Raw genomic sequence first — 23,742 nt, forward strand, 5'->3', positions numbered from 1 at the left:
CTGGGTCAGGCGAGGGTCACCGAGCGGTCCCACAGCGTCAGGGCGCCGTTGGCCGTCCACAGCCTGTCGTTGGAGTAGTTCAGGCTCGCCGACCGCAGGTCTCTGAGCGCTCGCTCCAGTGGTACAGGGCTGCTCGACGAGTAGCCGGTGGACAGCCCGGCCAGCTCCACCATCCGGTCCACCGCGCGGAAGGAGAGGTCCGAGGCGGCCAACTTGAGCGAGTTCAGATGGATCTGCAGCACCTCCGCGCGCACCTCGCGGGCACCTTCGCGAACCTCGGCGACCTCCTGGGTCACGCGCTCCAGGTAACCGTGGACGAGTTCGAGGTCGAGACGGATCCGGGCGAGTCGCTCCCGTACCAGGTCGGAGGTGAGGGTGGGGCCGCCCTTGCGGCGTGGGTTGCGCAGATGGCCGATGAGCTGGGCGAAGACATCCCGTGCGGCGCCGAGCCAGCATGCGGACAGTCCCAGGTGCGCCAGCGGAATGGCGCTCTCGGAGGCCACCGTGCGGAAGCCGCCGGGGCCACCGACCAGATTCCGTTCGGGCACGGTGCCGCTCAGTTTGAGCGAGACATTCTCCATGCCCCGCATGCCCAGAGTGTCCCAGTCACCCGAACACTCGACGCTCACCTGGTCGCGTCCGGCGTACACCAACGAGACCTCGTGGCTGGGGGCGTCCGGGGCCGCCCGCATCGTCAGGAGGAAGCCGTCGGCGTGTGCCCCGCCCGAGACCACGGGGGCCCATCGGTCCAGGTGCAGCCCGTCCGCGCCCGGGACGACCGGGGACTGGGCCGAGACGAAGCTCCAGCCCTTGACCGCCTCCGTGGTGATCGACGCGAGATAGGTCTCCCCGCGTGCCACGGAGGGCAGCAGCTCCTCCTTGAGCTCCCTCGTGCCGTAACGCACCACGGCATCGACCTGCTGACAGTGCATCGCCCAGATCGTCGCTGTGTTCAGACAGGCGCCGCCCAGCCGTTGAGCGGTCCGCACCAGGGCCGACAGATCCCCGCCCCAGCCGCCGTACTCGACGGGTACGAGAAATCCGAGGAGTCCCGACCCGCGGACAGTTGCCATGCCGTGGGCGGGGAAGGACGCCTCCTTGTCGGCGTGGGCGGCGTGCTTGCGCAGCGTTTCCAGTACGTCCGTCAGGACGTCGTCGACGATCTGGCCGGGGGCCGTCATGCCTGCGGCTCCGCAGTGGGCAGTCCGGAGACCGCCTGCCACAGGCTGCCCGCCGTGGCGAAGGTGATCGGCTGCAGCAACTCGTCCGGAATCTCCACGTCGTAGTTCTCCTCCAGCATGAGCAGCAGTTCGACGCTGGCCATCGAGTCCAGTCCTGCCGCTGCCAGGTCCAGGTCGGCTCGCAGCGGTTCACCGTCCGACAGGGTGCGCAGCACAGAGCGCAGGATGGACTCGAACGCCGAGTCCCAGGGGGCCGTCATGTCTCTCTACCTTCCAGTGGTGTCTCGATCACTTCGAGCCGACGGACGTGCACCTCGGCGGCGCCGTCGACGACCACCTCCGTGGCCGGGGGGTGGCTCAGAAAGGCCAACAGGCTCGCGGTCAGGCCGTAGGCACCCGTGTTGGGAATGCGCAGCACGTCTCCCACTTTCAGCGACCCGAGGGGCGCCGACCGGCTGAGCACGTCGAGGGGGGTGCAGAGGGGGCCCACGAGGGTGACGGCTTCGCGGGCCGGCTCGCCGCCCGACGCCTCCCGCGTGCCGGCACCGGCGTCCGCGCCCGGTTCCGGAAGGGCGGCGGGGGCCATGATCCGGCCCAGTCCGGACATGCCGCCCAGCACGTTCGTCCCCGCGTCAAGGATCGCGTACGTCCTGTCGCCGCTGTCCTTGATGTCGAGCACGGTGGTCAGCAGGGTGCCGCAGGCGGCAGTGAGGTGGCGCCCCGATTCGAAGGCGATGACCGGACGGCCGTCCCGCCATCCGGGAAGGTGGCGGTCCAGAACCGACTCGAGCACAGCACGCAGGCCGCCGTAGTCCGGGAGGTCTCCCGGCTTGGCGAAGGGAGCGGCGAAGCCCCCTCCGAGATCGATCAGCTCGGGGTCGAAACCGGTTCTCTCGCGCAGGGCGGCGGCCGTCTCCACGCTCAACCGGAACTCCTCGGCCAGCGCGGCCGGGTCGGCGACATTGGTGGCGGGAAAGAAGTGCAGCCCCACAGGGCGCAGTCGGCCGGTGGCCCGGAACAGGCCGGGCTGGGCACAGGCCTGGTCGAAGTCGATGCCGAACTGCGAGGGCACTCCCGTCATCCGCAGCCCGGTGCTTCCTGCCGCCGGGCCGGGGGCGTTGATCCGTATCAGACAGCCGATGTCCTCCGCCTCCGCCTCGGCGGCCTCGGCGAGCCGGTCCCGCTCGGTGGCGGACTCGACGGAGAAGCGGCGGACCCCGGACCGGATCGCGGTCCGCATCTCTTGGAGGGTCTTGCCGGGGCCGGTGTAGAGGATGTCGGACGGAGACTGGGAAGCGGCCAGGGCCGCCCGCAGTTCGCCGGGCGAGCTGATCTCGGCGTGCACGGCCAGGTCCGTCAGCTCCCGCACGATCCGGGGGTGCGGATTCGCCTTCAGGGAGTAGTAGAGCCGGGAGCCGTCGGGCAGTCCGCGCCGCAGTGCGGCGACCGCTTCCCGGACCTTCTCCAGCCGGTAGACGTACAAGGGGGTGCCGTAGCGGCTCGCGTAGTCGATCACGGCTTGGTGCCCGTCCGTGTCACTGGCATCGCAGGTCCCGGCAGGTCCCGCTCGGCCTCGCGCAGCCGCCGCTTGTCCACCTTTCCGTGCGCCGTCTGCGGAAGCTGTTCCCGTACCCAGCAGTGGTCGGGAACCTTGGCGGGCTCCAGCCGTTCGGACAGCCCTCGCAGGACATCGGCGGGACCGGCGTCCGAGACCACCCACAGGTGCAACCTGCCGTCCGAGCCGGGCGGGTTGACCGCGGCTTGGACGACTCCGGGTACGTCGAGGGCGGCCGCCTCGATCTCGGCCGCACTGGTGCGCATGCCGCGCCGCTTGAAGATGTCGTCGTCCCGGCCGAGGAATGTCAGACGCCCCGCTGAGTCGAGCATCCCGAAGTCGCCCGTGAACAGAGCCCGCTCACCCGTGACCGGATGTGGGCGGTAGCGCGCTTCGGTGGGCCCGGAGGCCTGCCAGTAACCGTCCATCAGATGAGGTCCGCACACCACGATCTGGCCGGGCTGCCCGGGAGACAGGACCGTCCCCGCCTCGTCCACGATGTCGACGGTCGTGCCGGGCAGCGCCGTGCCCACGGTGCCGGGGGTGCGCAGATCCTCGTCGGCACCGGCGATGGTGATCCGCTTGCACTCCGTCATGCCGTACATGAGGACGACCGCGGCTCCCGGGAACACGGACCGCAACTCCGCGGCCGTACCCGCCGTCAGCTCGGCACCCGTGTTGGTGATCAGACGCACCGGTGGCAGCTGCCGGCCCCGTCGCGCGAGCCGTAGCAGCAGGACCGCCAGCGTCGGTACCAGTGGCAGAACGGTCGCTCCGTACTGGGCGGCGAACTTCAGCACCGCGGGCTCGGGCTGATGGCCGGTCACCGCGAGAGCGGCTCCGGCCTGTGCACAGAGGAAGATCTGATAGAGGCCGTAATCGAAGGAGAACGGAAGCCTGCAGTAGACGACGTCGTCCGGACGGTACGCCAGTCGGCTCGCCACCGCTGCCACCGCGAAGGCGATCTGTTCGTGCCGGCAGACGACCGCCTTGGGCCGGGACGTGGATCCGGAGGTGTACATCAGCAGAGCGATGTCGGAGGGATCCGCCCGATCCGCGTGCGCGCGTGACAGCGGGGCGGGCAGGTCCGCGAGAAGCTGGTCGACGGAGATCTGCCGGGCATCGCCCCCAGGGACGTCGCGGTCGTGTTCCTTCCGTCCCTCGTGCACGAAGAGGACCGGTCGACAGTCCTGCAGCAGCGCGGCGAGCTGGTACGGCCGCGACTCGGGGCTCACCGGAACGAACACAGCGCCGTACCGGATGACGCCGTACAACAGACCCACCGCCGTCCGGGAGTTGGGCAGGCAGACGACTACCCGGTCCCCCCGGAGAACGCCCTGGCCCTTCAGCCAGGCGCACACCGACCTGCTGAACCGGTCGAGTTCTCGGTAGGTCCATACGGCGGTCTCGTCCCGGACCGCGACCGCGTCGGGTACTCGCTCGGCAGCCTTCGCCAGCCACTCGTACACCGGCCCGGTGGGCGAGGCCCCGGCTGTGTTCCCTTCGTGGACAGTGGCGGTCATCGGCGCTCACCTCGCGCGGCCGCTGCGGACGGGGTGTCCGTGAGCAACCCCGCCTCCAGCGCGAACACGGCGGCAGCCGTGCGGTTGGGCGTTCCCAGTTTCAACAGGATGTTGCCCACGAGCCGCTTGACGCCATGGTCGGAAATGCCGAGCTGCCGCGCTATCTGCTTGTTGCTCAGCCCCTCCGTCAGGTGCACCAGGGTCTCCCGCTCGCGTGCCGTGAGCGGGGACAGCGGGAACCGGCCCCGGCCGGGCTCCTCCAGGGAGGCGACAAGCCGCCTGCCCAGCCGGAGTGGCATCGGCATCTCGTTCCTGGCGAGTTGGGCCAAGGCCCGGTCCAGGGTCTGCTCGGTCACTTCCTCCCGCAGCAGAAAGCCGTCGGCCGGCAGGGTGTTCAGCGGTGTCGTCGAGGTCAGCTGTGACTCGTCGAGCAGGACCAGAACCCGCGGTGCCGGGCCGGAACGTCCAGACAGGCAGGCACGCAGCGCGGCACTCTGGGAGCCCGAGACGACCAGCACGTCCGTCTGCCCCTGCGACAGGACGCGCGACAGTTCGGCGAGAGTGGCACAGCTGTGGGCGAGCCGGACGATCGCCAGCTCGCTCAGCTGCTTCTGGAGCCCCTTCCGCAGAAGTTCGTCCTCGACGAAGAGCGAGACGTGCAGGGTGTCCTGCTCGGCAATGGCCGGCGTGTTCGCCAGCGACGTTCCGTGTTTCATTCTGCGATCGCCTTGGTGAGAAGGGAGCTTGACTTCGGGTTCGGTAGCCCCACTGACAGGCCGATGAGTGGCGCGCGGGTGACATGGTCGAAGCGCAGGGCGGTGCGCCCCGCGAGAGTGGGGCCGTAGAAGAGGCACGACTCCAGACCCGCTGTCGCGGCCGCCATGTGCGCCCGGTAGGCCGACCGTCCGGCCAGGTGGTAGAGCGGGGCGGCGGACCTCCCTTCCGGGACGAGCAGGTTCGCCATGGCGACGACGATCACGGGAGCGAAGTGAATCTCGCGCTGCGGCCATGCCTCGGCACCCGGGACGGGCCCTACTCGGTGCAGCCTCAAGCCGCCGTCCGACAGCGCCTCGACGTGGTACGAGCCGACGGCGAGGCCCTGCGCGCGCCGGACGACCACGGCCCAGCCCAACAGCGGGGTCAACCTCAGGGCGGCCGAGAGCACTGCCGAGACCGCCGCCGCCGGGACCTCCTGCTTCGCGTAGAGCCGCGTCGACCGCCGATCGGCGAGGGCGGCGGGCAACGGCACCGCCGGGTCAGCGGGCGTCGGGAGCGGCACCGGCGTGTCCCCCCGTTCCGGCAAGCAGGGCGGCAGACCGTCCGTACCGGCCGCGCCCGCCCGCGGATCCCGCGCCTCCTCCAGGGCCTGCGCGAACTGCGGATACCCCGTCATGTCACTCGCTCCCCGTGTGGATGTCCGGCAGTTCGACCAGCCCGGCCAGGAGCAGCTGCCGCGACAGCCGCGGAACCGCGTCGAAGAACTCCCCGGCGCACACGGGAGAAGACAGGCGTGCTGTGATCGTCCGGGCCTCGCAGACCATCAACAGGTGTTCGAGGGTCACGCCGGCGTCGAGTCGGCCGATGTGCGGGGCCCGGGGACCGTACTTGCTCTCCAGCGGCTCGATGTCGACCACCTGGAGAACGCAGGTCGTGTCGCCCGCCGACGCCCGGAGCAGGTCGTGCGCCCCGTGCGGGACCTCCAGCCGGCACAACGCGTCGATCTGCGGCTCGTAACTGTGCAGACCGGCCCGCTCCGAACCCCATATCGACTCCGGCAACCAGACCAGCGCCCGCGGTGAGCCGATGTTTCCGCCGGTCGGCGGATAGCGGCGCAGAGTGCCGGGCCGTAGTCCGTAGGTCTCGGTCAGGAGGGCGCTCAACCGCGCCCACGGCCCGTGCTCGATCACGGCCGGCTCGCGGACGTCGGTGCTCCACAACGCCGTCTCATCGACACACAGCCGTCGTGGCACCTGGGCCAGCATGTTCGCGGCGGTGTAGTGACCGTACTGGGCCCGGCCTCCGTGCAGGTCCTCCGGAAGCCCGGCGACCGCGTACTCGTACACATGGGCCGATGCCATCGGCGTGTCCCGCACCGGTCCCTCGGATACGCACCGACGGCAGTCGGCAGCCGGGCTGACCGACCGCACGGTGATGCCGTCCTCGACGTCTCCCAGACCGATGATCTGGCGCACGGTGGAGGGATGGCCGACGCCCGCCATCAGAGCGAGACACTCGGCCGCGACGTAGGCGGCCACGACATCGGTGCGCGTCTCCCGTTCGACAAGGGTGTCGGTGTTCTCGGGGGCCGGTGGCTCCTCCTGCCCGGCCCGATCGGGCAGGGCCCGTCGGGCGCAGCCGAGGCACGGAAACAGACTCCTGTCGAGCAGCGGGCCCAGGAAGGCGCCGTCCTCGCTTTCGAGAACGACAAGCCAGCGCCCTCCCGACACGGCCATGGCGTCGTCGAGGGCGATGAGCTCCGCCGGATCGGCGGCCCACGGTTTGATGACGACGGTCAGGTCGGCCGTACCGTCCAGGTCGATGGTGTCGGGGCTGCCGAAGGCACTCGTCCGCACCGTCAGGCCGTGCTCCGTCAGCAGGTCGCCGACCCGGGAGTGCAGTCCGCCGTTGCCGATCAGCCGGATCACCTGGTTCTGCAGGCACCGCACCACTGCCCGGCCACTGGAGTGGAGGCCCGTGTCGGCGGTGGCCCGCGCGTACCAGTCGGACAACGGGGTGTCCGGGATGTCCTCGCAACCGGCCAGATCCTCCAGGACTCCGATGGAATCCAGCTGCCGCAGCGCCTTGTGCAGGACGGCCTCCGAGCAGGCCGCGGCCGCGGCGAGCTCGGTCTGGTCGGCCCGGCCCGTCATGGCGGAGAGCAGGGGCACGAGCAGTCGGCCGACGTGCCGCCCACGGACATAGTGCGTCCGGTTGGCCCCCCGGACGACCATGGCATCGTTCTCCAGGGCCCATGTCACCCCCGGCCTGAGTCGAGGCTTCAACGGCAGTTCGGGCAGGCTCAGATCGATTGCGTCCGTCATGAGACCTCCCTGGCCGAGGCGTCCCGACCGCCCGTGCACCGACGGCAGTACGGCATCGGCAGGATGTGCAGAGCGCGCGCGCCGTGGGGTGGCAACTCCACGTGCCAGGCCAGCCCAGCAGGGGCACCGTCGCGCCCCGTGCGGAGTGCCATGCGTATCACCAGCGCGGCCGCGGCCCTCGCCGACAACGGGCTCACCCCGGACACCCCGGAGGGCCTGCCATCGGTGGCGAAGAACGGTTTCAGTCCCCACTGGTGCTGGTCACTGCGTTGCAACAGGCAGGAAACGCAGGGTTGTCCGGCGTCCCGAAGCGGGCCGACCAAGAGACCGTGAGGACTGCTCAGCACAGGGAGCGTCCATGTGCCCGCCGACTGCGCCTCGTGTTCGTCGGCGCTGAGTGCCGATACGGGAGACGCGGAGGCCTCGACAACCAGAGTTGGACTGCCGGAACCCTGGGCGGGGCGACGTCCGGGCACCTCATGGCGCTGCAGGTACGCGGCCACGAGATCGGCCACCTGCTGTCCGAAGGCGTCCTGTGCCGTGCACCGCACGACGGGCAGCACGCTGTTGCGGCGACCGGGGTCTTCTTGGAGCATGCCGTTCCTCAGGCCAGGGGACAGGGCATCGGATTCACCTCGGCGAGCGGCACTCCGGTGCGACGGAGGCGGTCGCTCGCGAGGTATCGCGCCGCGAACACGGGGGACAGTGGTTGGAGGGAGGGAATGATCGCCCGCACGACGCGAACGCCGGACGGGGCGACGTCGCGCGGTGTCAGATCCACCGCGTAGATCTCGTGCCCGGCCTCGATCAGCCGGCGGACAGGATCGGAACCGGGCGTCAGGTTCCGGGACGGCTCCGTGGCGTCGTCCGGCCTGGAGCCGCCCAGAAAGTCGAAGTAGTGAGCCATGCTCTCCGGTGCCATGAAGAGGGCGCCGTCATGGACGCGTCGGCATCGGACCGGGCTCCTGGGCGCCCGGTCTCCCGCGCGCACGGAGGCTTCCAGACCCGCGTGGATCTGGGCTGCCTCCGCAGCGCTCGCCGCGGAGGCAGCCCATAGTGTCCGGCGTGCCGCGGCTCCGACGACCTGGTGCACGCTGCGTCCGGGGCCACGTAGGACCGAGAGCACGGTGGGGATACCGAGGTCACTGGTGATGTCCCAGCGGGCGAGGGTGTACTCCCGCAAGTGCTCGGCGGAGTACGGCAGTCGGGCTTCCGGTTCCGCTCCCGAGGGATCGCCGAATCCGTCCGGCAGCCTCTCCGCGGGGGTTCGCAGAAGCCAGGTGAGCGCGACCGCGTCACGCTCGACGACCTCGAGCACCGCGTTCTCCAGCGCCTGCGCCCAGGACAGGTGCGCGGCGGTGCCGGTGGAGACGGGCACCCAGAACTCCTCCCCGGGGTACCGGGGCGCGGTGTTGAACGCCATGACCGTCGGTACGTACACCACGGCCCCGTCCCCGCAGCGAGTCGCACGTACCCAACGCACCCGGTCCCGGTCGCCGAGCACGCCATGCGTGCCTGAGCGCGGGCCAGGCTCCCCCGGGTCGTGGCGGGGCAGGACCCGCGTGGGGAGCGCGCCCGGCCCCAGTTCGACCGCTGACGCAACTGTCGACAGCTGTTCGGCACAGGTGACGGAGGCATAGCGTTCCACCGCTTCCATCCGTGCTTTGAGGGTGGCCAAGGCAGGGTCCGGGTCGCTGGCCGCGCCATGCAGGATCTCGGCACAGCCCAGGCTGTCCACAGGCGGCCGGTTTCCGGTCGCCGCCCGGTGCAGCCCAGCGCTTACCACGACGGTGTGCCGGTCGCCGTACGCGGTATGGCCACCCCGCGGCGGCGACAGCACACCGTTGAGCAACTCCGCGAGCCGGGAAGCCCCGGCGTGTGATTCGCGCATCGCGGTCACCTCTGCACGAGCAGCGGCCAGGCGTCGACGCCATGGCGGTCCATGACGTCGGTCACCACTTCCAGGTAGACGGCAGCTCGGGCGCAGCGGTCGCCGAGCCGATCCGCCCCGTACCGCTGTTCCACACCCAGCCCGGCGTAGATGGCGGGATGCGGTACTTCAGTGATCGAGAAACGACCGGCCAGACCGAGCAGCAGCAGGATTTCCAGCGTGCTCCCGTATTCCCGCACCTGGATCCGCGGGGCCAGGAACTCCATCGCCGTACGGCCCATGGCCCAGCAGCCGGAGATGACGTCGGTCATCGCCAGACCGCAGACCTGCTGGACTAGGGACCGGAACATGACGTTGAGCGCGATGCGGTCGGTGGGCGGCGCGGCGACGACGTGGGACAGCGGGTGGTAGCGGGATCCCAGCACCAGGTCGGCTCCGGCCCGCTGCTGCGCCAGGAGTTCCCGCAGCACGGCGGGATCGTGCTGGCCGTCGCCGTCGATCCGGGTGACGACGTCGTAGCCGTGGTCCATGGCGTACTCGATGCCGTGCCGTACCGCCGATCCCACGCCCCGCGGCACGCCGACGGAGGTCACCCGGCCGGGAAAGGCCGAGGCGCTGAAAGCGTTGCCGCCCGCGTCGAGCACGAGTACATCGGTGTCGAGCGCGTCCAGGACGGAGCCGACCACACCGGACACCCGGCCGGACTCGGCCAGTGCCGGGACCAGCACCAGTGCCCGAGGAGCCGGAGTGCCGTTCGCCGGGGTGCCGCGGTCGGCGGCGGAGAGGCTCGTCATGCCGAGCTGGGTCACCTCAGACCCACCCCTCCACGACGTAGCGGTTCCAACGGCGGGCCCAGCGTTCCAGCCGGGGCATCGCCGGGCGTTCCACCGCGTCGATCCACGGCAGGCGCTCTCCCTGGACCCGGACCAGGCCGGCCCGGCGCATGGCGTTGGCGACCGGCAGCACAGACGTGGCCCGCTTCAGCGGCTGCTCGTGGAGGGGGATCTTCGGGAAGTCACCGTCATGGCTGTCACCGCTGCCGATCAGCGGGTTGAGCAGGTCGGCCAGCTCCCGGACGCCCTGGCGCACGGGGTGCACCCGGGGGCGCAGCTGGTCGATCACAATGATCTTCCCGCCCGGACGGCACACTTCTCTCCAGCGGCGCAGCACCTCCTCGGGGTAGGGGAGGGCCCACAACAGATGTCGGCAGACGACCACGTCGAACTGCGCGTTCGCCAGTTCGCCGAGCATGGCGTCGGTGTGCACGAACGAGATGTTCAGGTCCCGCGCGGATTGCTTGGCCTTGCGGGCGGCCACCTCCAGCATCGCTTCGGAGTAGTCGGCGCCGGTCACTTCATGGCCCAGCTCGGCCACCAGGAGGGCGATCATGCCGGTCCCGGTACCGACGTCGAGGACCTTGAGCGGTGTCTCCTGAGCGGGCAGGAGACGCCGCAGGAGCAGCAGCCAGGCGGTGCGCTCCGCTTCCGAGTGGAGGCCGTGCCCGTACAGGGAGTCGTAACCCTGGGCGGACTGGCCCCACGCGGTCCGGAATGCCGACCACAGGTCTTGTGACACCGGGAAAACCTTTCGGTAGCGCGACGGTTCAGCCGCGGGAGCCGTACACCGGAACGAACAGGGGCAGCAGACGCAGAGCCGAGGAGGGGGGAAGGCGCCGGCGGTCGTCGGGGGTGAGGAGGGCATGTCCGCCGAGATAGGTCCCGCCTCGGAAGTAGGCGGCGAGCTTCAGCGTTCCGGAGACCGGTGACGGTTCCCCGTCGGCGTCCAAGACGGGGAAGGTGAACCGGCTTTGGCGGACCCGCTCCTGGAGCAGCAGCCCCTCGTGGTGCGAGGCCGTGAGTGAGTCGGTGAGCTCTGCCCTTTCGCCGGCCGACGCAGGCCGGCTGGTCATCTTCAGCCCCGCACCGCCCGTGGAGTCCGCCCGCTTCAGCACGGCCCCGTCGAGATCACCGGGCCGACGCTCACGCACCGAGAACCGGGTGGGCGCCACTCGTTCCCCGTCGACGACCCGAAGAGTGGGCGGGATGCGGGACATCAGGTACGACCGGTCCGCTTCGCCGTGCAGGGCGCGGAATCTGTGCGCGAACTCCTCGTCGTGCCAGTAGTGCATCCAGGCGTGGCTTTCCAGATACATGTGGAACCCGGGAGCCATACGGACGGCACCCGACCGCCAGGCGTCCGTGAGGTGCTGGAACGCCTGGGCCTCACGCAGCCTCACGGCCGCGGTCGCCGCGTGTTTGGTCGTCGCCCGGACCTGCCGGACGACCCGCTGGACCCTGTCGCCGGAGCCGTCGGTCAGCCGTCCCTCGACGAACCGCAGTTCGTCGAGAGAGGTGAGCCGGGCCCGGGTGCCGTTGCGCCGCAGTGCGGACACCACAGCCTGCGCGTCGGGCACCAGGGCGTGCCCGGACCGGACGACGTAGTCGATCACGCCCGTGCCGGGAGCGGGGTCCGGCAGTCCGTCGGCGATGCCCCGCGCCCAGGCGTCGAGGTCGAAGGAACCGAGGAGCGCGTCCGGGCCCCAGACGAGCTCAGAGTAGGCGGCATAGGCCTGCTGGATCTCGGCCGTGACGCCGGCCATGCCGGCCATGAGGTTGATGTCCACCAGCCAAGGGACGATCTCGGTGCCGTTCTGTTCGAGAAGGAGGTCCAGCCGGAAGAGAGGCGCGTCGCCGAGCGGGTACGCCTGCCGGGGGTCGAAGTGCTCGCCTTCCGCTTTCGGCGACCGGAAGATGAACGAACGTATGTCCCCGCAGGCCACGAGGGTGTCCCACGAGCAGCGGAGAGCGTCGGGCACCAGGGCGCCGATGTTCCGCACCTCCGAGATCAGCCGGGCGGGCAGCACGATGGGAGCGAGAGAGACGGGCCAGGGCACGTCAATATGTCCGATGCCGGGCTGCGGGGCCCTGCAGGGAGACGCGGCGAGCAGGTCACGCACCACCGGCTTGTCGGAGAGTCCCTCGGAGACACGGTATTTCGCCGAGGCGGCGTTCAGTCGTTCCGTGAGGAGTTCGCGGTGTGCAGCTTGGAACACGGAAGAAGGGAGTGGAAGGGAAATAGGGTCGGGCGCTGTTCCGGTGACCCAAGATGTTTTCTTCACGGTCTGAATGCCGTTCGGTTCTGCTGCTTCAGGAAATGTTCGGGGTATGGCGCCGAACGCTCTGATGCCGGTGTCCGACGCCATACCCCGGCTCACTCAGGAGCGTGTGTCAGACGGTCGGAGCGTACGTGCCGAGCTGGGTCGGGGCGTACGTACCGAGCTGCGTCGGAGCGTACGTACCGAGCTGCGTCGGAGCGTAGGTGCCCAGCTGCGTCGGAGCGTAGGTGCCCAGCTGAGTCGATGCTTCCTCGGCCACGGTGGTGCCGCCGTCCAGGTAGAGCTCCAGCTCTTCAATCTCAAGCAAGGCTTCCATGAGGATTCCTTTCGCGTAGGCGGATAGCCCGCTGGCTTTTAAGCCCCTGCAGGGAGGCGCCTTTTTGAAGACCGTGAAGTCGCTTGTCAGCGAGCCGAAAAAACTGAAGCACAGTCGAGTTATATTGGCAAGACCTTCTTTATTCTCGGCCTACCGAGAAAGGGGTTCTTTCGAATTCTGAAAACGGACAGTCGTATCGATCAATTCTGGGCGGCCACAGCCGGCTGCGTCCAGGCAACTGACCGGCAACTGCGGACGACCGAAGTTGCCGAATGGCTCTCGACAAGTTGCCGGGCAGTTGCCTGTGGTGACCAGCGTGCGCGGCCAGTTGCCAGATGTTCTTCCGGCCCACCGGTCCGAGCAGACCGTGCAGCTCTTCCGACCTACGGGCGTCGATCAAAAGCTGCATGTCTGCGTCCGCCATGAGAAACGAACGGACGCAAGGCGGGCCAGGCAAGAAACCGGCAACTCAACCTGGAGGTAAATGCCGGGCAATTGCCTGGAGCGACTCCGGGACGCACGGCAGTATCAAGGGCGGTCTGCTGCTAGCGCCCTTATGGGAGAGCCGTCAAGAAGCCGGTCGTACGGCCGGCTCGGTGACGCCCGCGTGCACCCGAGTCCGCCGAATAGCTACGCACAGGCAGGAGCAAGCACTGAGTACGAGACGCACTGGGACGCTGCACCTCAATGTCTTCCTTCACAACGTGGGCCATCACGAGTCGGCCTGGCGGCTGCCGGAGAGCAATCCCGTCGCGGACACGGATATCGATCACTACAGGGACCTGGCGGTCATCGCGGAACGGGGGAAGTTCGACTCGGTCTTCCTGGCTGACAATCCCAAGCTCACCACGGACATCCGCCGGCGTCCCTCCGGAACACTGGAGCCGACCGTCGTCCTGACGGCGCTGGCCGGGGTGACCCGGCGCATTGGGCTCATCGCCACGGCCTCGACCACCTACAACGACCCGTACAACCTCGCGCGCCGGTTCGCGTCCGTCGACCACATCAGCTCCGGACGTGCCGGATGGAACATCGTCACCAGCTCCGGGGCGGCGGCCGCCCGCAACTTCGGCCTCGACGACTCGCCCCCGCACCATGAACGGTACGCGCGGGCCGCGGAGTTCGTGGAAGTCGCTCTGCGGCTGTGGGACAGCTGGGAGGACGATACGGTCGTCGCGGACAAGGTGCGCGGCGTCTGGGGGGACGGGGCGAAGATCCACCCCGCGGCCCATGCCGGGAAGTTCTTCCGGGTCGAGGGCGCGCTCAACGTACCCCGCTGCCCTCAGGGATCCCCCTTGCTCGTCCAGGCCGGCTCCTCGGAAGACGGACGCGCTTTCGCCGCCCGGTACGCCGAAGCGGTCTTCACGGCTCAACAGACCTTGGAGGAGGCGCAGCGGTTCTACGCCGACATGACCAAGCGAGTGGCGCGGGCCGGCCGCGACCCCGGCATGGTCAAGATCCTTCCCGGTCTCGTCCCGGTCGTCGGATCCACAGAGAGCGAGGCCCAGGAGCGGGCCGATGAGCTCGATCGGCTCATTCTTCCCGAGTACGCCAAACTCCAGCTCGCCTCCCGGCTCCGGCTGTCTCCGGACGAGCTCCACCTGGACCGCGAGTTGCCGGCGAATCTCCCCCAGGAGAGCGAGATCGAGGACGTCAAGAGCCGCTTCACCCTGATCGTCGACCTCGCCCGGCGGGAACGCCTGACCGTCCGTCAACTCATTGAGCGTCTCGGGCCGGGGCGGGGCCACCGAACCCTGGTCGGTACCGCGGAGAGCATCGCCGACTCGATGCAGCACTGGTTCGACAACCGTGCCGCCGACGGGTTCAACCTCATGCCCGCAGTGATGCCCTCCGGACTTGAGGTGTTCGTCGACCAAGTCGTACCGATCCTTCAGGACCGTGGCATCTTCCGCCGTGACTACGAGGGCAGCACGCTACGCGAGCACTATGGCCTCTCTCGACCGGCCAACCGCTTCGCGCCCGATCGGGCCCACTTGTGACCACCGGCTCTCCGATACCGGAGCTCGACCCCGGCACCGCGCTGCGGTTCGCGGTACTGACCGATGCCGCCGCCCCGCGTCACTGGCACACTCAGTGCCTTCAAGGGCTGGTGGCCCAGGGGGAAACCTGTGTGGCGCTGCTCCGGGTCGCAGCACCCTCTACAAGGCGTGGGCGCACCGGCGTCCTCCACGATCCGGCGAGGCGGTCGGTGGCGCTCGCCGACGCGGATCCCGACGCTTTCGCATGTCCCGCCTGCGACGTCGAAGCGGGCGAAGTGGCGGCCCGTCTGGCCGAGCACGACCTCGACTTCGTCCTTGACCTGCGCGAGCGGCACCAGGACATCACGTTCCAGGTGCCGGTCCACGGCGTGTGGCGATTCTCGTTCCCCACGCGCCCGGCACGGATGGCCGCACATGCACTGCTCGACGGCGACCTGACGATAACCGCGGCCTTGATCCGCACCACCGTGGACGGGGAGAGCCGGGCGCTCGTGGACGGGAAGTACGGCGTCGTAGCCGCCTCGGTCGCCGGAACGACCGACCGTGTCCTGCGCGGAGCAGCCGGCTTCCCGTCCCGGGCCGCGCGCGCCGTCCGGCTCAGGCTGCCGCATCCGGCGGCCGCGCATGACCGAGGACAGGTCTCCCCTGCAACGGCCACGCTCGGCTTTCTGCGGCGCGTCCGCCTCGCCGTCACCCTGGTGAGCAGGCGCTGTGCCAAGGCGCTGCGGGACGCCGTCACCGAGACGTACTGGTCGATCGGCGTGGTGAAGGCGCCGGTCGAGAACGTCATGGACGGATCGGTGACGGGCGACCACTTCCACTGGCATCCGGGAACCCGGCCTGACACCTACGTCGCGGACCCGATCCCGCTGCCGGGCGACCCCGGCGTGGTGTACGCCGAAGAGTTCGACCACATGACCCGTCGCGGCCGGCTGATCGCGACGACGTACTCGGAGACGGAGGGCTGGTCGGGCTCGGAGGTGGTCGCACAGGAGACGTTCCACATGTCGTACCCCTATCTCTTCGAGCACCACGGCGAGACGCTCTGTGTCCCGGAGACCGGATGGAACAACGCGGTGTCGGTCTACCGCCTTAAGGACCCTCCGCGCCTGGAGAAGGACCGCGACCTCCTCACCGGAGTGGCCGCCGGTGACCCCACGGTCTTCCGGTGGGACGGCCGTTGGTGGATGTTCTACACGGACTGTTTCGAACCACGGGACACGGACCTGTACATCTGGTACGCCTCCACCCCCTGGGGGCCTTGGCGCCCGCACCTGCGCAACCCTGTCAAGAGCGATGTCACCTCCAGCCGTCCGGCCGGGGCACCGTTCGTACGCGACGGAAGACTGCTGCGCCCCGCCCAGGACGACGCCGGGCGGTACGGCTGGCGGATGGTCGTCAACGAGGTCGTGAGGCTGAGCCCGAGCGAGTTCGCGGAAGTCGAAGTCACCCGGATCGGACCCTTCGCAAGCGGCCCCTACCCGGTGGGGCCGCACACTCTCTCGGTGGCCGGCCCCCATGTGTACGTCGACGGTAAGCGCAGCGTCGTCTCGCTCTCCCTGAAGGCCCGTCGGCTGCTCGGGCGCCTGCGCGCACGACCCGCCGGTCGCCGCCACGACTCCGCATCGAAGGGACACTGATCGTGGAGCCCATGGTGCCGATCTCGGCCGCCCTCCCCGGCGGCGTGACAGAGATCGGGCTCGGATACCTGCCCGGCAGCACGACTCCGTCCAGGCCGCACGACTGGCGGTCGGGGAGCCTGCTTCTCGACCCCGATGTCCTGTTGTCCGTCTCGTACTGGTCCGGGCAAGCAGAGATCATCCGCCGCGGTGCCCCGGCCCGCCGGAAGATCGTCGCGGGACTGACCGGGCCCCGGGGCGTCGCGCGTTGTGCCGAAGGACTGGCCGTCGTCGCACAACCGGAGATCGGCAGGCTGACGCGCATCGACGGCGACGGCCGGATCCACGGTCACCTGGACCTGCCGGGGATCTCCCCGTGGTTCGCCTGCCAGTGGCAGGACCGGTGGCTGGTCAGCGACGACACGCGTAAGGCGGTGCTTCTGGTGTCCGCGGACGGCCGCACCGCCGACCGGCTTCCCGCCCCGTTCACCCTACGGTCCGTGCGCTCGGCCGTCCCGGTCGATGACAGGCACTACCTGCTGTGCGACCGGGAGAGCCAGAGCGTCGTCGTCGTCTCCCTGACCGGCGAGGTGGTGTGGCAGTACGGGCGCAGCAACCACCCCTCGTCGGAGGAGGGGTGCCTCACCAGCCCGGAGCACGCCATCCCGCTGCCCTCCGGAGTCGTGATCGCGGACACACGCAATCACCGGGTGCTCTTCGTGGACTGGAACGGCAAACTTGTCTGGTCGCTCGGAGGGGTGGGCAGGGTGGGAAGCGGACCGGGCCGTCTGTGGCATCCGACATCCGTCTCCGCCCGCGGATCCCTGCTTCTGATCACCGATACGGGCAACGACCGCATCCTTGAGGCGGATCTGGACGGCAGGGTCACCGCCGTCCACGGTGACAGCCGGGTGGAGGCAGGGGTGTTCCATCTGCCCCGCTCTCTCGAGGCCACGCCCGCGGGGTATCTGGTCGCCGACTCCTACAACAACCGGGTGACCTCCTTCGGCGCGGACGGCCGCGATGTCGTCCACACGGCTTCCGCCCTCGGCCGAAACCTGTTCTGGCCGCGGAACGCCTCGGTCATCGACGGCTCCACGGTCGTCTCCGACAGCCGCAACGGCCGGTTGCTCCTGTCGCCCGGCCATGACGCCGACGCTTGGCAGGAGTTGCGGCTATCCCTCGCCGGCAGGCCCGTCGGCCTGATCGACCCGCACGCCGTGCGCAAGAGCGGTCCGGGCTGGCTGGTCACGGACACGGGGCTCAACGCGGTGCTGCTCTTCGACCCGCGGACCGGAGAAGTGCTGCACGCCTGGTGCGGTGAGCGGACCGGAGCGGCCCTGGGCCCCGGCGAAGTGACGCTGCTGCCGCTGGACGACGTCCATGACGCCGTGATCGACGACGAGCGCACGGTCTGGTTCGCGAACACCGGCCACGACCGGATCTCCGCCCTGCCGTACGGCGAGTCCCGGCTGCGGAACATCACCCCGCGCCGGGCGGCGGGGACCGAGTCGCCTTTCATATCGCCCCGCAGCGTCGACCTGGTCGGCGGTCAACTGCTGGTGACCGACAGCGGAAACCACCGCGTCGTCCGCTTGACGCCATCGGGAGTGGTGACCGGCGTGTACGGACGACGGCGCGGCCATGCCGTCGACAGCCTCTCGGACCCTCGCCTCGCCAGGGTCTGCCGCTCAGGTGACGTCATTTCGATTGCGGACTACCTCAACGACAGAGTGCTGCTCGTGCCCCTCGCGGCACTGCGCGAAGACGGTGACAAAGTGGGGAGTGCTGCCTCGTGACGGATCAGCGTCGGTTGACGGTCGTGGGTCTCGGCTATGTCGGACTGCCCCTGGTCATGGAGGCGGTGCGGGCGGGTCTGCGTGTGCACGGCCTGGACCGCGACGACACACGGGTCGCGGGGCTGGCCGAAGGGCGCAGCCACGTCGACGACATCACGGACGAGCAGGTCGCCCAGGCCCTCGCCGATGGGTTCGTACCGACCACCGACCCCGGCTGCCTCGCCTCCGCGGACGTCGTCATCATCTGCGTCCCCACGCCGCTGCGCGACGGCGTTCCGGATCTGGACGCCGTACGGGCGGCTACCGAACAGATCGCCCTCACCATCCGGCCGGGCACCCTCGTAGTCCTGGAGTCCACCTCCTACCCGGGCACGACGACGGAGGTGCTGCTCCCCATGCTGGAGCGGGAGGGGCTACAGGTGGGCAGCGATTTCCACCTCGCCTACTCGCCGGAGCGCATCGACCCGGGCAACCGGGAGTTCTCGCTGCGCAATACCCCGAAGGTGGTGGGAGGGGTGACACCGGCCTGCTCGGAGGCGGCAGTGCGCTTCTACGAACGCCTCGCGGACAGGGTGGTCCCGGTCAGCTCGCCCTCGGTGGCCGAGATGTCCAAGTTGCTGGAGAACACCTACCGACAGGTCAACATCGCCCTGGTCAACGAGATGGCCGTGTTCTGCCACGAGTTGGACATCGACCTGTGGGAGGCGATCGACGCGGCCGCCACCAAGCCCTTCGGCTTCCATCCGTTCCGCCCGGGACCGGGGGTCGGCGGACACTGCATTCCGATCGACCCCAACTACCTCTCCCACAGGGTGCGCAGCCTCGGGTATCCGTTCCGTTTCGTGGAGCTGGCGCAGGAGATCAACGGGAGAATGCCCGCCTTCGTGGCCGACCGCGTGATCCGGCTGCTCAACGAGGACGGGCTCGCTCTACGGGGCTCGCGCGTGCTGCTGCTCGGGGTCACCTACAAAGCGGACATCGCGGATGACCGCGAGTCTCCGAGCCTGGTCGTCGCCGAGCGACTGCGGGCCCTCGGCGCGGAACTCTCCTACCACGACCCGTTCGTGCCCGAGTGGCACGTCGCGGGTGAGCGGCTCGTCCGGGTTCCCGACCTGATCACCGCGGTCTCCGAGGCAAAGCTGACCGTGGTGCTCCAGCACCACCGTCACTACGACCTGGACGAGATCGCCAAGCATGCGCGACGGGTGCTGGACACCCGGGGGCGCGCAGACGGCGCGAATGTCACCAGACTCTGACCGCTCCCCACGGGCCGCCGCCGAGAGAGGAAAGACGGACATGTCCCCTGCCCCTGCGTGGTGGCGGCCGCTGACGGTCGTCGAGGACAAGGCGCTGGAGTTCGCGCGAGAGACCAACTTCCGTGAAGCCGCTGCCGCTCTCGAAGCGGTCGGCGGTCTGCGTGCCGGGCCCGCGCTCCAACGGCTCGCGGCCATCACCTTCAAGCCGGAGGCCGTGGTGGGCCGACGAATCCCCATGGCCCTGGACTTTATGAGCAGGCACGGGTTCCGGCCGATCGCCTTTCGCCGGGTACGGCTGCACCGGTATCGCGCGAGGGAGTTGTGGCGGTTCCAGTGGAACGTCGCCACGTTGGACAGACTGGCCGTCGCCGACCTGTTGATGCCCGCCTGCGATTCGCTGTGGGTCGCGTTCTGGGACGAGACAGCGCCGCTGGAGATACCGGGGACTGTGCGCTTCCGTAGCCTGAAGGGGCCCGCGTACCCGTCCGTACGCAAGGAAGGCCAGCTGCGGTACGAACTCGGCGGCACGAACCGGATGATGACCTTCATCCACGCAGCCGACGAACCGGTTGACATCGTCCGGGAACTGGGCATCCTCTTCGATGCGGAGGAGCGTCCCGCACTGGCACGGGAACTCGTCACCGCCGACGGCGCCGATGTGACGGAGGTCCTCCGAAAGCATCTGTCGTCACTCCACGACGACGTGCCCGGCGAAGAACTCGACATCGACGCCGTCATGGGCCGGTTCGACTCCGTGCTCGCGGAGCACCTGTCCCGTTCTCCGTCGTCCAGCCTGAGTGCCGTGCGCCAGGCGGTGAACCGGGCCCGGGAGGGGGCGACGCTCGACTGGGCCGGTCTGGTCCGGGACCTCGACGAAACCGGGATACGGCTGCCGCTCTGGGACCGGATCCAGATCGGTGCCCAGTACATCCGGCACGACGAGGAGAACACGGTCTGCACCATCGACGAGGACGGACGCTCCGGCTGGCTCTCCGGCCGGGGCACGATCCTGCCGCTGGAGGAGCCGCGACCCGTACACGTCCGTGAAGCGAACGACCGTCCCGTCGAGATCGTCGGCGTGACCGTGGTCGACGTGGCGGGCGGCCGCCTGCTCCCCGACATGACACTCCGCCTCTCGGACGGGCGGCTGACCCCCGCCGACCGGGACGCCGCTTCGTCTCACCCGGTCATCGACGGCTCGGGCCGTTATCTGTGTCCCGGACTCCACGACGGCCATGTCCACTACCACGACGACGACGGTGCCCTGTATCTGGCCAACGGCGTCACCCGTGTCCGGAACATGTGGGGCAACGAGGAGCATCTGGCCCTCGCAGCCGGGAAGGACAGCGGGCTCCCGGGACCGCGGCTGGTCACGACAAGCCCCGTCATCGACGGCCCCGCGGACTCACAGGCGTCCACCTGGCCGGGGGTCGTCGTGTGCCAGTCCTACGAGGAGGGCGCCAAAGCGGCCACCGAGCTCGCCGACGAGGGATACCCGATGCTGAAGGTCTACGGGAATCTGGACCGGGAGACCCTGGCCGGAATCTGCGCGGTCGCCGAGGCGCGCGGCCTGCAAGTGGTCGGCCATTGCCCGGGTGCCCTCACCTTCGAGGAGGCGGCGGGCCTGGGGATGGCATGTATCGAGCACCTGGAGAACGTGGAGACAGGACATCTGCTCCCCGAGTACGCGCGGGCACTGCGCTCGCTCGGCGGACGAGCCCGGCAGCTGGGACCGGCGTACACCGCTGTGGAGGCGCTGAGGATTCGTACGGCCGGAATCGACTGGGCCGCGATGGAACGCATGGCCGACGAACTGGCCGCGACGGGCGTCGCCATCTGCCCGACGCTGTCCGTGTACCGCATGATGTTCCAGGAACCCGAGGTTGCCCTGCGTGATCCCGCGCTGGAACACCTCGCGCCGGAGCGAGTGCACCACTGGCATCCCCGACAGGACTTCCGGACGCGTGACCTTGCGCCGGTGTGGCCGGACATCGTCGCGCTGTCGCGGCAGAGGCTGGACAACTACCTGGAGATCGTGGCGCTCCTCCACGCACGCGGTGTGCGGATCATCGCGGGAACCGATGCCCCCAACCCCTTCCTGGTCCCCGGCTTCTCCCTCCACCGGGAACTGTCCCTCCTCGTTCAGGCGGGACTCGCCCCCGCGGAGGCGTTGCGCTGCGCCACCACGGTGCCCGCGGAAGTGTTCGGCCCGGCCGGCCGGCAACAGGGTCCGGGTGCGGGTGAAGACTTCCTGCTGCTGGACGCGAACCCGCTGGAATCGCTGCGCACCCTGCGGCAGCCGCTCGGCGTGGTGGCCAAGGGCGTCTACCGTTCCCGAAGTGCCCTCACCGCGCTCCTGGACGGCTCGCGGCGCGACCTGACGGGAGCGCACCGGTGACGACACCGGAGGAGGAATTCATCGTCGGTCTGCTGCGGCGAGCCGGCACTCTGCTGACCGGCGTCCGACGGGACGGACTCTCCTGGCACACCAAGTCGGGTCCCCAGGACATCGTCACGGAGGCGGACACACGGGCCGAGGAACTCATCCTCGGTGAGATCCGGCGGAGCTACCCCCTGGACAGTGTCCTGTCCGAGGAGGACGGGCTGTCCCGCGGGGCGTCCGATGCGGTCTGGGTGGTCGATCCGCTGGACGGCACCAAGAACTTCGCCGCGGGCTCACCGGACTTCGGTGTCATGATCTCCAGACAGATCGGTGGCCGGGGCCAGGCAGCAGGGATCCATCTCCCCGCCCACGGTGTGCTCTACTCCGCATCGGCCGGAGCGGGCGCCCGCCGGAACGGAGAGCCCTTCCGTCTCGGCGTCGCCCCGCCGCTGAGCCAGGCCCTGGTGGACTTCTCGACGGTGGCCGAGGACGGCAGCTTCATGGAGGAACAGCTACGGCTGCTGCGGCTGTTGCTGGAGCGTTCGCGTGGCGTTCGAGCGGTGGGCAGCGCGAAGATGTTCGCCGATGTGTTTGACGGAACTCTGGCGGCCGCCTGCTCCTTCGCGTACCGCTTCTGGGATGTCGTCGCCCCTGCCCTGATCGTGACCGAGGCCGGCGGGCGGGTTTGCGGACTTCGAGGCACCCCGCTGAACCTGCTCGCCTCCGGAGCGCAGGCCCGAGGTGAGCGGGTCCCGGCGGTCTTCGGCGCTCCGAGCGTGGTGGAGGAGATCGTCCGGGCCGCGCGCGACGCCGGCGCCGCCTGACACGGACGGACGGCCCGCCCCGGTACGCCCGGGCGGGCCGTCCGTCGCCTCGATGCCTCGTTCAGTGCCGCGGAATAGGGCTGGCCTGCTGTACCTCGGCCGTCCGGCGCGTGTCGAACAGGCGCTGGAGGAACGGCTGTTGCCAGCGCTCCGGTCTGCCCTCGAACCTGCCGTACTCGTCCAGGTAGTCGCAGTCCGCGGGGCGCAGCGCCACAAGCTCCTCCGCCGGCACCGACTCCGGATACAGCAGCGCCGTGTGGTGCAGGGCGTAGTAGACGCTCTCTACGACGCCGAGGTCCTCGGCCCGTTTCCGCACGGTGGGCCACCTGTTCTCCGCGGTGATCCGGCGGCATCCCATGGCGACGTCCAAGAACTTCAGGACTTCCAGATCGCCGCCCTCGGTGACGTAGTACAGCGAGGTCGCCTCCATGTGCAGATTGGCGCATACGTCGATGAACTGGTCCTCCGGGGCGAGGACGAAGCCCTGCTCGCCGCAGAGCGACACCGGGGTCCTCAGCTCCAGCAGATCACCGGTCATACGGGCGCCGTCCGCCCGAGTCTGGAAAACGTTGGAACAGATGTCGACGATGAAGGTCTCGATGCCGTCGTGCTCGGAGATCCTCTGATAGGGGAGTTCCACAGGCACGTTGAGCTGCCAAAAGATCTTGGTGCGCCGGCTGAACGGTTCGATACGCTCACCGTCGGCCGACAGCTTGCCCTGCACGTAGCCGAGGCCGGTGAGCACCGCCCCGGCGGCTGCGGCGTCCCGAAGCTCCACCAGGACATCGAGGTCGCTGACCGGCCGTAGGCCCGCGTCGCCGTAGAGCCGCTCGCCGAGTACCGGGCCCTTGCGAATCGCGTAGGCCACTCCGGAGTCGTTGAGAGCGCGGATGACCTGCCCGAACTCGCGGGCGAGGAGGTCGTTGCGGTTCCGGTTGCCGAAGTACACGAAGGTGTAGACCCAGTGATACGGGATGGGGGAGGTGCGGTGGAGCCCGTGCCGGAGGATGTTCCGGGCCACAAGCGGCAGCAGGCGATGACGCGCCGCCTGGTCGACAAAGAAGCCCCATTCGAGCTCCTGGCCGCTATGGGCGAGAAGCTCGCGGCAGCGCTCGACGCGTTCCTCGTCGAGGTCGACGTCGGCCAGCAGCAACAGCAGCGCCGTTTCCAGCCGCTGCTGCGGTACGTCTGGCGTGTTCATGTATGGCAGTCCTCTCGGCGAGACGCTGGAATCACAGT

19 protein-coding genes are annotated in these 23,742 nt (G+C 69.4%); 6 read left to right on the plus strand and 13 right to left on the minus strand.

Features of this window, described 5'->3' with window-relative positions; genetic code table 11:
* Window positions 1–5: 5 nt before the first annotated feature.
* From PBV52_RS48010 to PBV52_RS48065, 12 genes are all read right to left on the minus strand, one after another.
* A complete protein-coding gene (locus tag PBV52_RS48010) occupies window positions 6–1,181 on the minus strand; it encodes an acyl-CoA dehydrogenase family protein (protein ID WP_274248275.1) in 1,176 nt (391 codons plus the stop codon).
* A complete protein-coding gene (locus PBV52_RS48015) occupies window positions 1,178–1,441 on the minus strand; it encodes a phosphopantetheine-binding protein (RefSeq protein ID WP_274248277.1) in 264 nt (87 codons plus the stop codon). Before PBV52_RS48015 ends, PBV52_RS48010 begins: the two co-directional genes overlap by 4 nt.
* On the minus strand, window positions 1,438–2,697 hold the full coding sequence (locus PBV52_RS48020; RefSeq protein ID WP_274248279.1) for a type III PLP-dependent enzyme: 1,260 nt from the start codon (window positions 2,695–2,697) through the stop codon (window positions 1,438–1,440). Before PBV52_RS48020 ends, PBV52_RS48015 begins: the two co-directional genes overlap by 4 nt.
* On the minus strand, window positions 2,694–4,259 hold the full coding sequence (locus PBV52_RS48025; RefSeq protein WP_274248281.1) for a class I adenylate-forming enzyme family protein: 1,566 nt from the start codon (window positions 4,257–4,259) through the stop codon (window positions 2,694–2,696). The genes PBV52_RS48020 and PBV52_RS48025 overlap by 4 nt, the downstream gene beginning before the upstream one ends.
* On the minus strand, window positions 4,256–4,975 hold the full coding sequence (locus PBV52_RS48030; RefSeq protein WP_274248282.1) for a response regulator transcription factor: 720 nt from the start codon (window positions 4,973–4,975) through the stop codon (window positions 4,256–4,258). The genes PBV52_RS48025 and PBV52_RS48030 overlap by 4 nt, the downstream gene beginning before the upstream one ends.
* Window positions 4,972–5,652, minus strand: coding sequence for a hypothetical protein (locus tag PBV52_RS48035; RefSeq protein WP_274248284.1), 681 nt, complete (start codon window positions 5,650–5,652; stop codon window positions 4,972–4,974). Before PBV52_RS48035 ends, PBV52_RS48030 begins: the two co-directional genes overlap by 4 nt.
* A gap of 1 nt (window position 5,653) precedes the next feature.
* Window positions 5,654–7,300, minus strand: a complete 1,647-nt coding sequence (locus tag PBV52_RS48040) for a hypothetical protein (RefSeq protein WP_274248286.1) — start codon at window positions 7,298–7,300, stop codon at window positions 5,654–5,656.
* Between the two features lie 604 nt (window positions 7,301–7,904).
* Window positions 7,905–9,191: a YcaO-like family protein gene (locus PBV52_RS48045; protein ID WP_274248287.1), complete on the minus strand. Its 1,287-nt coding sequence runs from the start codon at window positions 9,189–9,191 to the stop codon at window positions 7,905–7,907.
* 5 nt (window positions 9,192–9,196) lie between these two features.
* The gene (locus tag PBV52_RS48050; RefSeq protein WP_274248289.1) at window positions 9,197–9,985 is read right to left on the minus strand and encodes a glycosyltransferase family 2 protein; all 789 of its coding nucleotides are present in this window, start codon (window positions 9,983–9,985) and stop codon (window positions 9,197–9,199) included.
* Between the two features lie 16 nt (window positions 9,986–10,001).
* Window positions 10,002–10,766: a class I SAM-dependent methyltransferase gene (locus PBV52_RS48055; RefSeq protein WP_274248290.1), complete on the minus strand. Its 765-nt coding sequence runs from the start codon at window positions 10,764–10,766 to the stop codon at window positions 10,002–10,004.
* Between the two features lie 28 nt (window positions 10,767–10,794).
* Entirely contained in the window at window positions 10,795–12,243 is a 1,449-nt protein-coding gene (locus tag PBV52_RS48060) for a hypothetical protein (RefSeq protein ID WP_274248292.1), read from the minus strand.
* A 175-nt stretch (window positions 12,244–12,418) separates the two neighbouring features.
* Window positions 12,419–12,622 (minus strand): hypothetical protein, encoded by a 204-nt coding sequence (locus PBV52_RS48065; RefSeq protein WP_274248294.1) that lies wholly within the window; start codon window positions 12,620–12,622, stop codon window positions 12,419–12,421.
* A gap of 704 nt (window positions 12,623–13,326) precedes the next feature.
* Between PBV52_RS48065 and PBV52_RS48070 the strand changes: the two genes are divergently transcribed.
* The 6 genes from PBV52_RS48070 to PBV52_RS48095 are packed head-to-tail and all read left to right on the plus strand — an operon-like array spanning window position 13,327 to window position 22,503.
* Window positions 13,327–14,622 carry an LLM class flavin-dependent oxidoreductase gene (locus PBV52_RS48070; RefSeq protein WP_373921987.1) on the plus strand — a complete coding sequence of 432 codons (1,296 nt, stop codon included), beginning with the start codon at window positions 13,327–13,329 and terminating at the stop codon, window positions 14,620–14,622.
* Window positions 14,619–16,262 carry a hypothetical protein gene (locus tag PBV52_RS48075; RefSeq protein WP_274248296.1) on the plus strand — a complete coding sequence of 548 codons (1,644 nt, stop codon included), beginning with the start codon at window positions 14,619–14,621 and terminating at the stop codon, window positions 16,260–16,262. The genes PBV52_RS48070 and PBV52_RS48075 overlap by 4 nt, the downstream gene beginning before the upstream one ends.
* Window positions 16,263–16,273: 11 nt before the next feature.
* Window positions 16,274–18,040, plus strand: coding sequence for an NHL repeat-containing protein (locus tag PBV52_RS48080; RefSeq protein ID WP_274248299.1), 1,767 nt, complete (start codon window positions 16,274–16,276; stop codon window positions 18,038–18,040).
* Window positions 18,037–19,296 carry a nucleotide sugar dehydrogenase gene (locus tag PBV52_RS48085; protein ID WP_373921988.1) on the plus strand — a complete coding sequence of 420 codons (1,260 nt, stop codon included), beginning with the start codon at window positions 18,037–18,039 and terminating at the stop codon, window positions 19,294–19,296. Before PBV52_RS48080 ends, PBV52_RS48085 begins: the two co-directional genes overlap by 4 nt.
* 40 nt (window positions 19,297–19,336) lie before the next feature.
* On the plus strand, window positions 19,337–21,694 hold the full coding sequence (locus PBV52_RS48090; protein WP_274248301.1) for an amidohydrolase family protein: 2,358 nt from the start codon (window positions 19,337–19,339) through the stop codon (window positions 21,692–21,694).
* Window positions 21,691–22,503 (plus strand): inositol monophosphatase family protein, encoded by an 813-nt coding sequence (locus PBV52_RS48095; RefSeq protein ID WP_274248302.1) that lies wholly within the window; start codon window positions 21,691–21,693, stop codon window positions 22,501–22,503. Before PBV52_RS48090 ends, PBV52_RS48095 begins: the two co-directional genes overlap by 4 nt.
* A 61-nt stretch (window positions 22,504–22,564) precedes the next feature.
* Here PBV52_RS48095 and PBV52_RS48100 read toward each other — a convergent pair whose 3' ends face one another.
* The gene (locus PBV52_RS48100; RefSeq protein ID WP_274248303.1) at window positions 22,565–23,704 is read right to left on the minus strand and encodes a nucleotidyltransferase family protein; all 1,140 of its coding nucleotides are present in this window, start codon (window positions 23,702–23,704) and stop codon (window positions 22,565–22,567) included.
* Window positions 23,705–23,742 lie beyond the last annotated feature (38 nt).

This window comes from Streptomyces sp. T12 (assembly GCF_028736035.1).
Taxonomy (GTDB): domain Bacteria; phylum Actinomycetota; class Actinomycetes; order Streptomycetales; family Streptomycetaceae; genus Streptomyces.

Excerpts from the sequence above, each read along its gene's own strand:
- PBV52_RS48010 (WP_274248275.1), bottom strand. The coding sequence starts at position 1,181 with ATGACGGCCCCCGGCCAGATCGTCGACGACGTCCTGACGGACGTACTG.
- PBV52_RS48015 (WP_274248277.1), bottom strand. The coding sequence starts at position 1,441 with ATGACGGCCCCCTGGGACTCGGCGTTCGAGTCCATCCTGCGCTCTGTG.
- PBV52_RS48025 (WP_274248281.1), bottom strand. The coding sequence starts at position 4,259 with ATGACCGCCACTGTCCACGAAGGGAACACAGCCGGGGCCTCGCCCACC.
- PBV52_RS48030 (WP_274248282.1), bottom strand. The coding sequence starts at position 4,975 with ATGAAACACGGAACGTCGCTGGCGAACACGCCGGCCATTGCCGAGCAG.
- PBV52_RS48035 (WP_274248284.1), bottom strand. The coding sequence starts at position 5,652 with ATGACGGGGTATCCGCAGTTCGCGCAGGCCCTGGAGGAGGCGCGGGAT.
- PBV52_RS48040 (WP_274248286.1), bottom strand. The coding sequence starts at position 7,300 with ATGACGGACGCAATCGATCTGAGCCTGCCCGAACTGCCGTTGAAGCCT.
- PBV52_RS48045 (WP_274248287.1), bottom strand. The coding sequence starts at position 9,191 with ATGCGCGAATCACACGCCGGGGCTTCCCGGCTCGCGGAGTTGCTCAAC.
- PBV52_RS48050 (WP_274248289.1), bottom strand. The coding sequence starts at position 9,985 with ATGACGAGCCTCTCCGCCGCCGACCGCGGCACCCCGGCGAACGGCACT.
- PBV52_RS48065 (WP_274248294.1), bottom strand. The coding sequence starts at position 12,622 with ATGGAAGCCTTGCTTGAGATTGAAGAGCTGGAGCTCTACCTGGACGGC.
- PBV52_RS48080 (WP_274248299.1), top strand. The coding sequence starts at position 16,274 with ATGGTGCCGATCTCGGCCGCCCTCCCCGGCGGCGTGACAGAGATCGGG.
- PBV52_RS48090 (WP_274248301.1), top strand. The coding sequence starts at position 19,337 with ATGTCCCCTGCCCCTGCGTGGTGGCGGCCGCTGACGGTCGTCGAGGAC.
- PBV52_RS48100 (WP_274248303.1), bottom strand. The coding sequence starts at position 23,704 with ATGAACACGCCAGACGTACCGCAGCAGCGGCTGGAAACGGCGCTGCTG.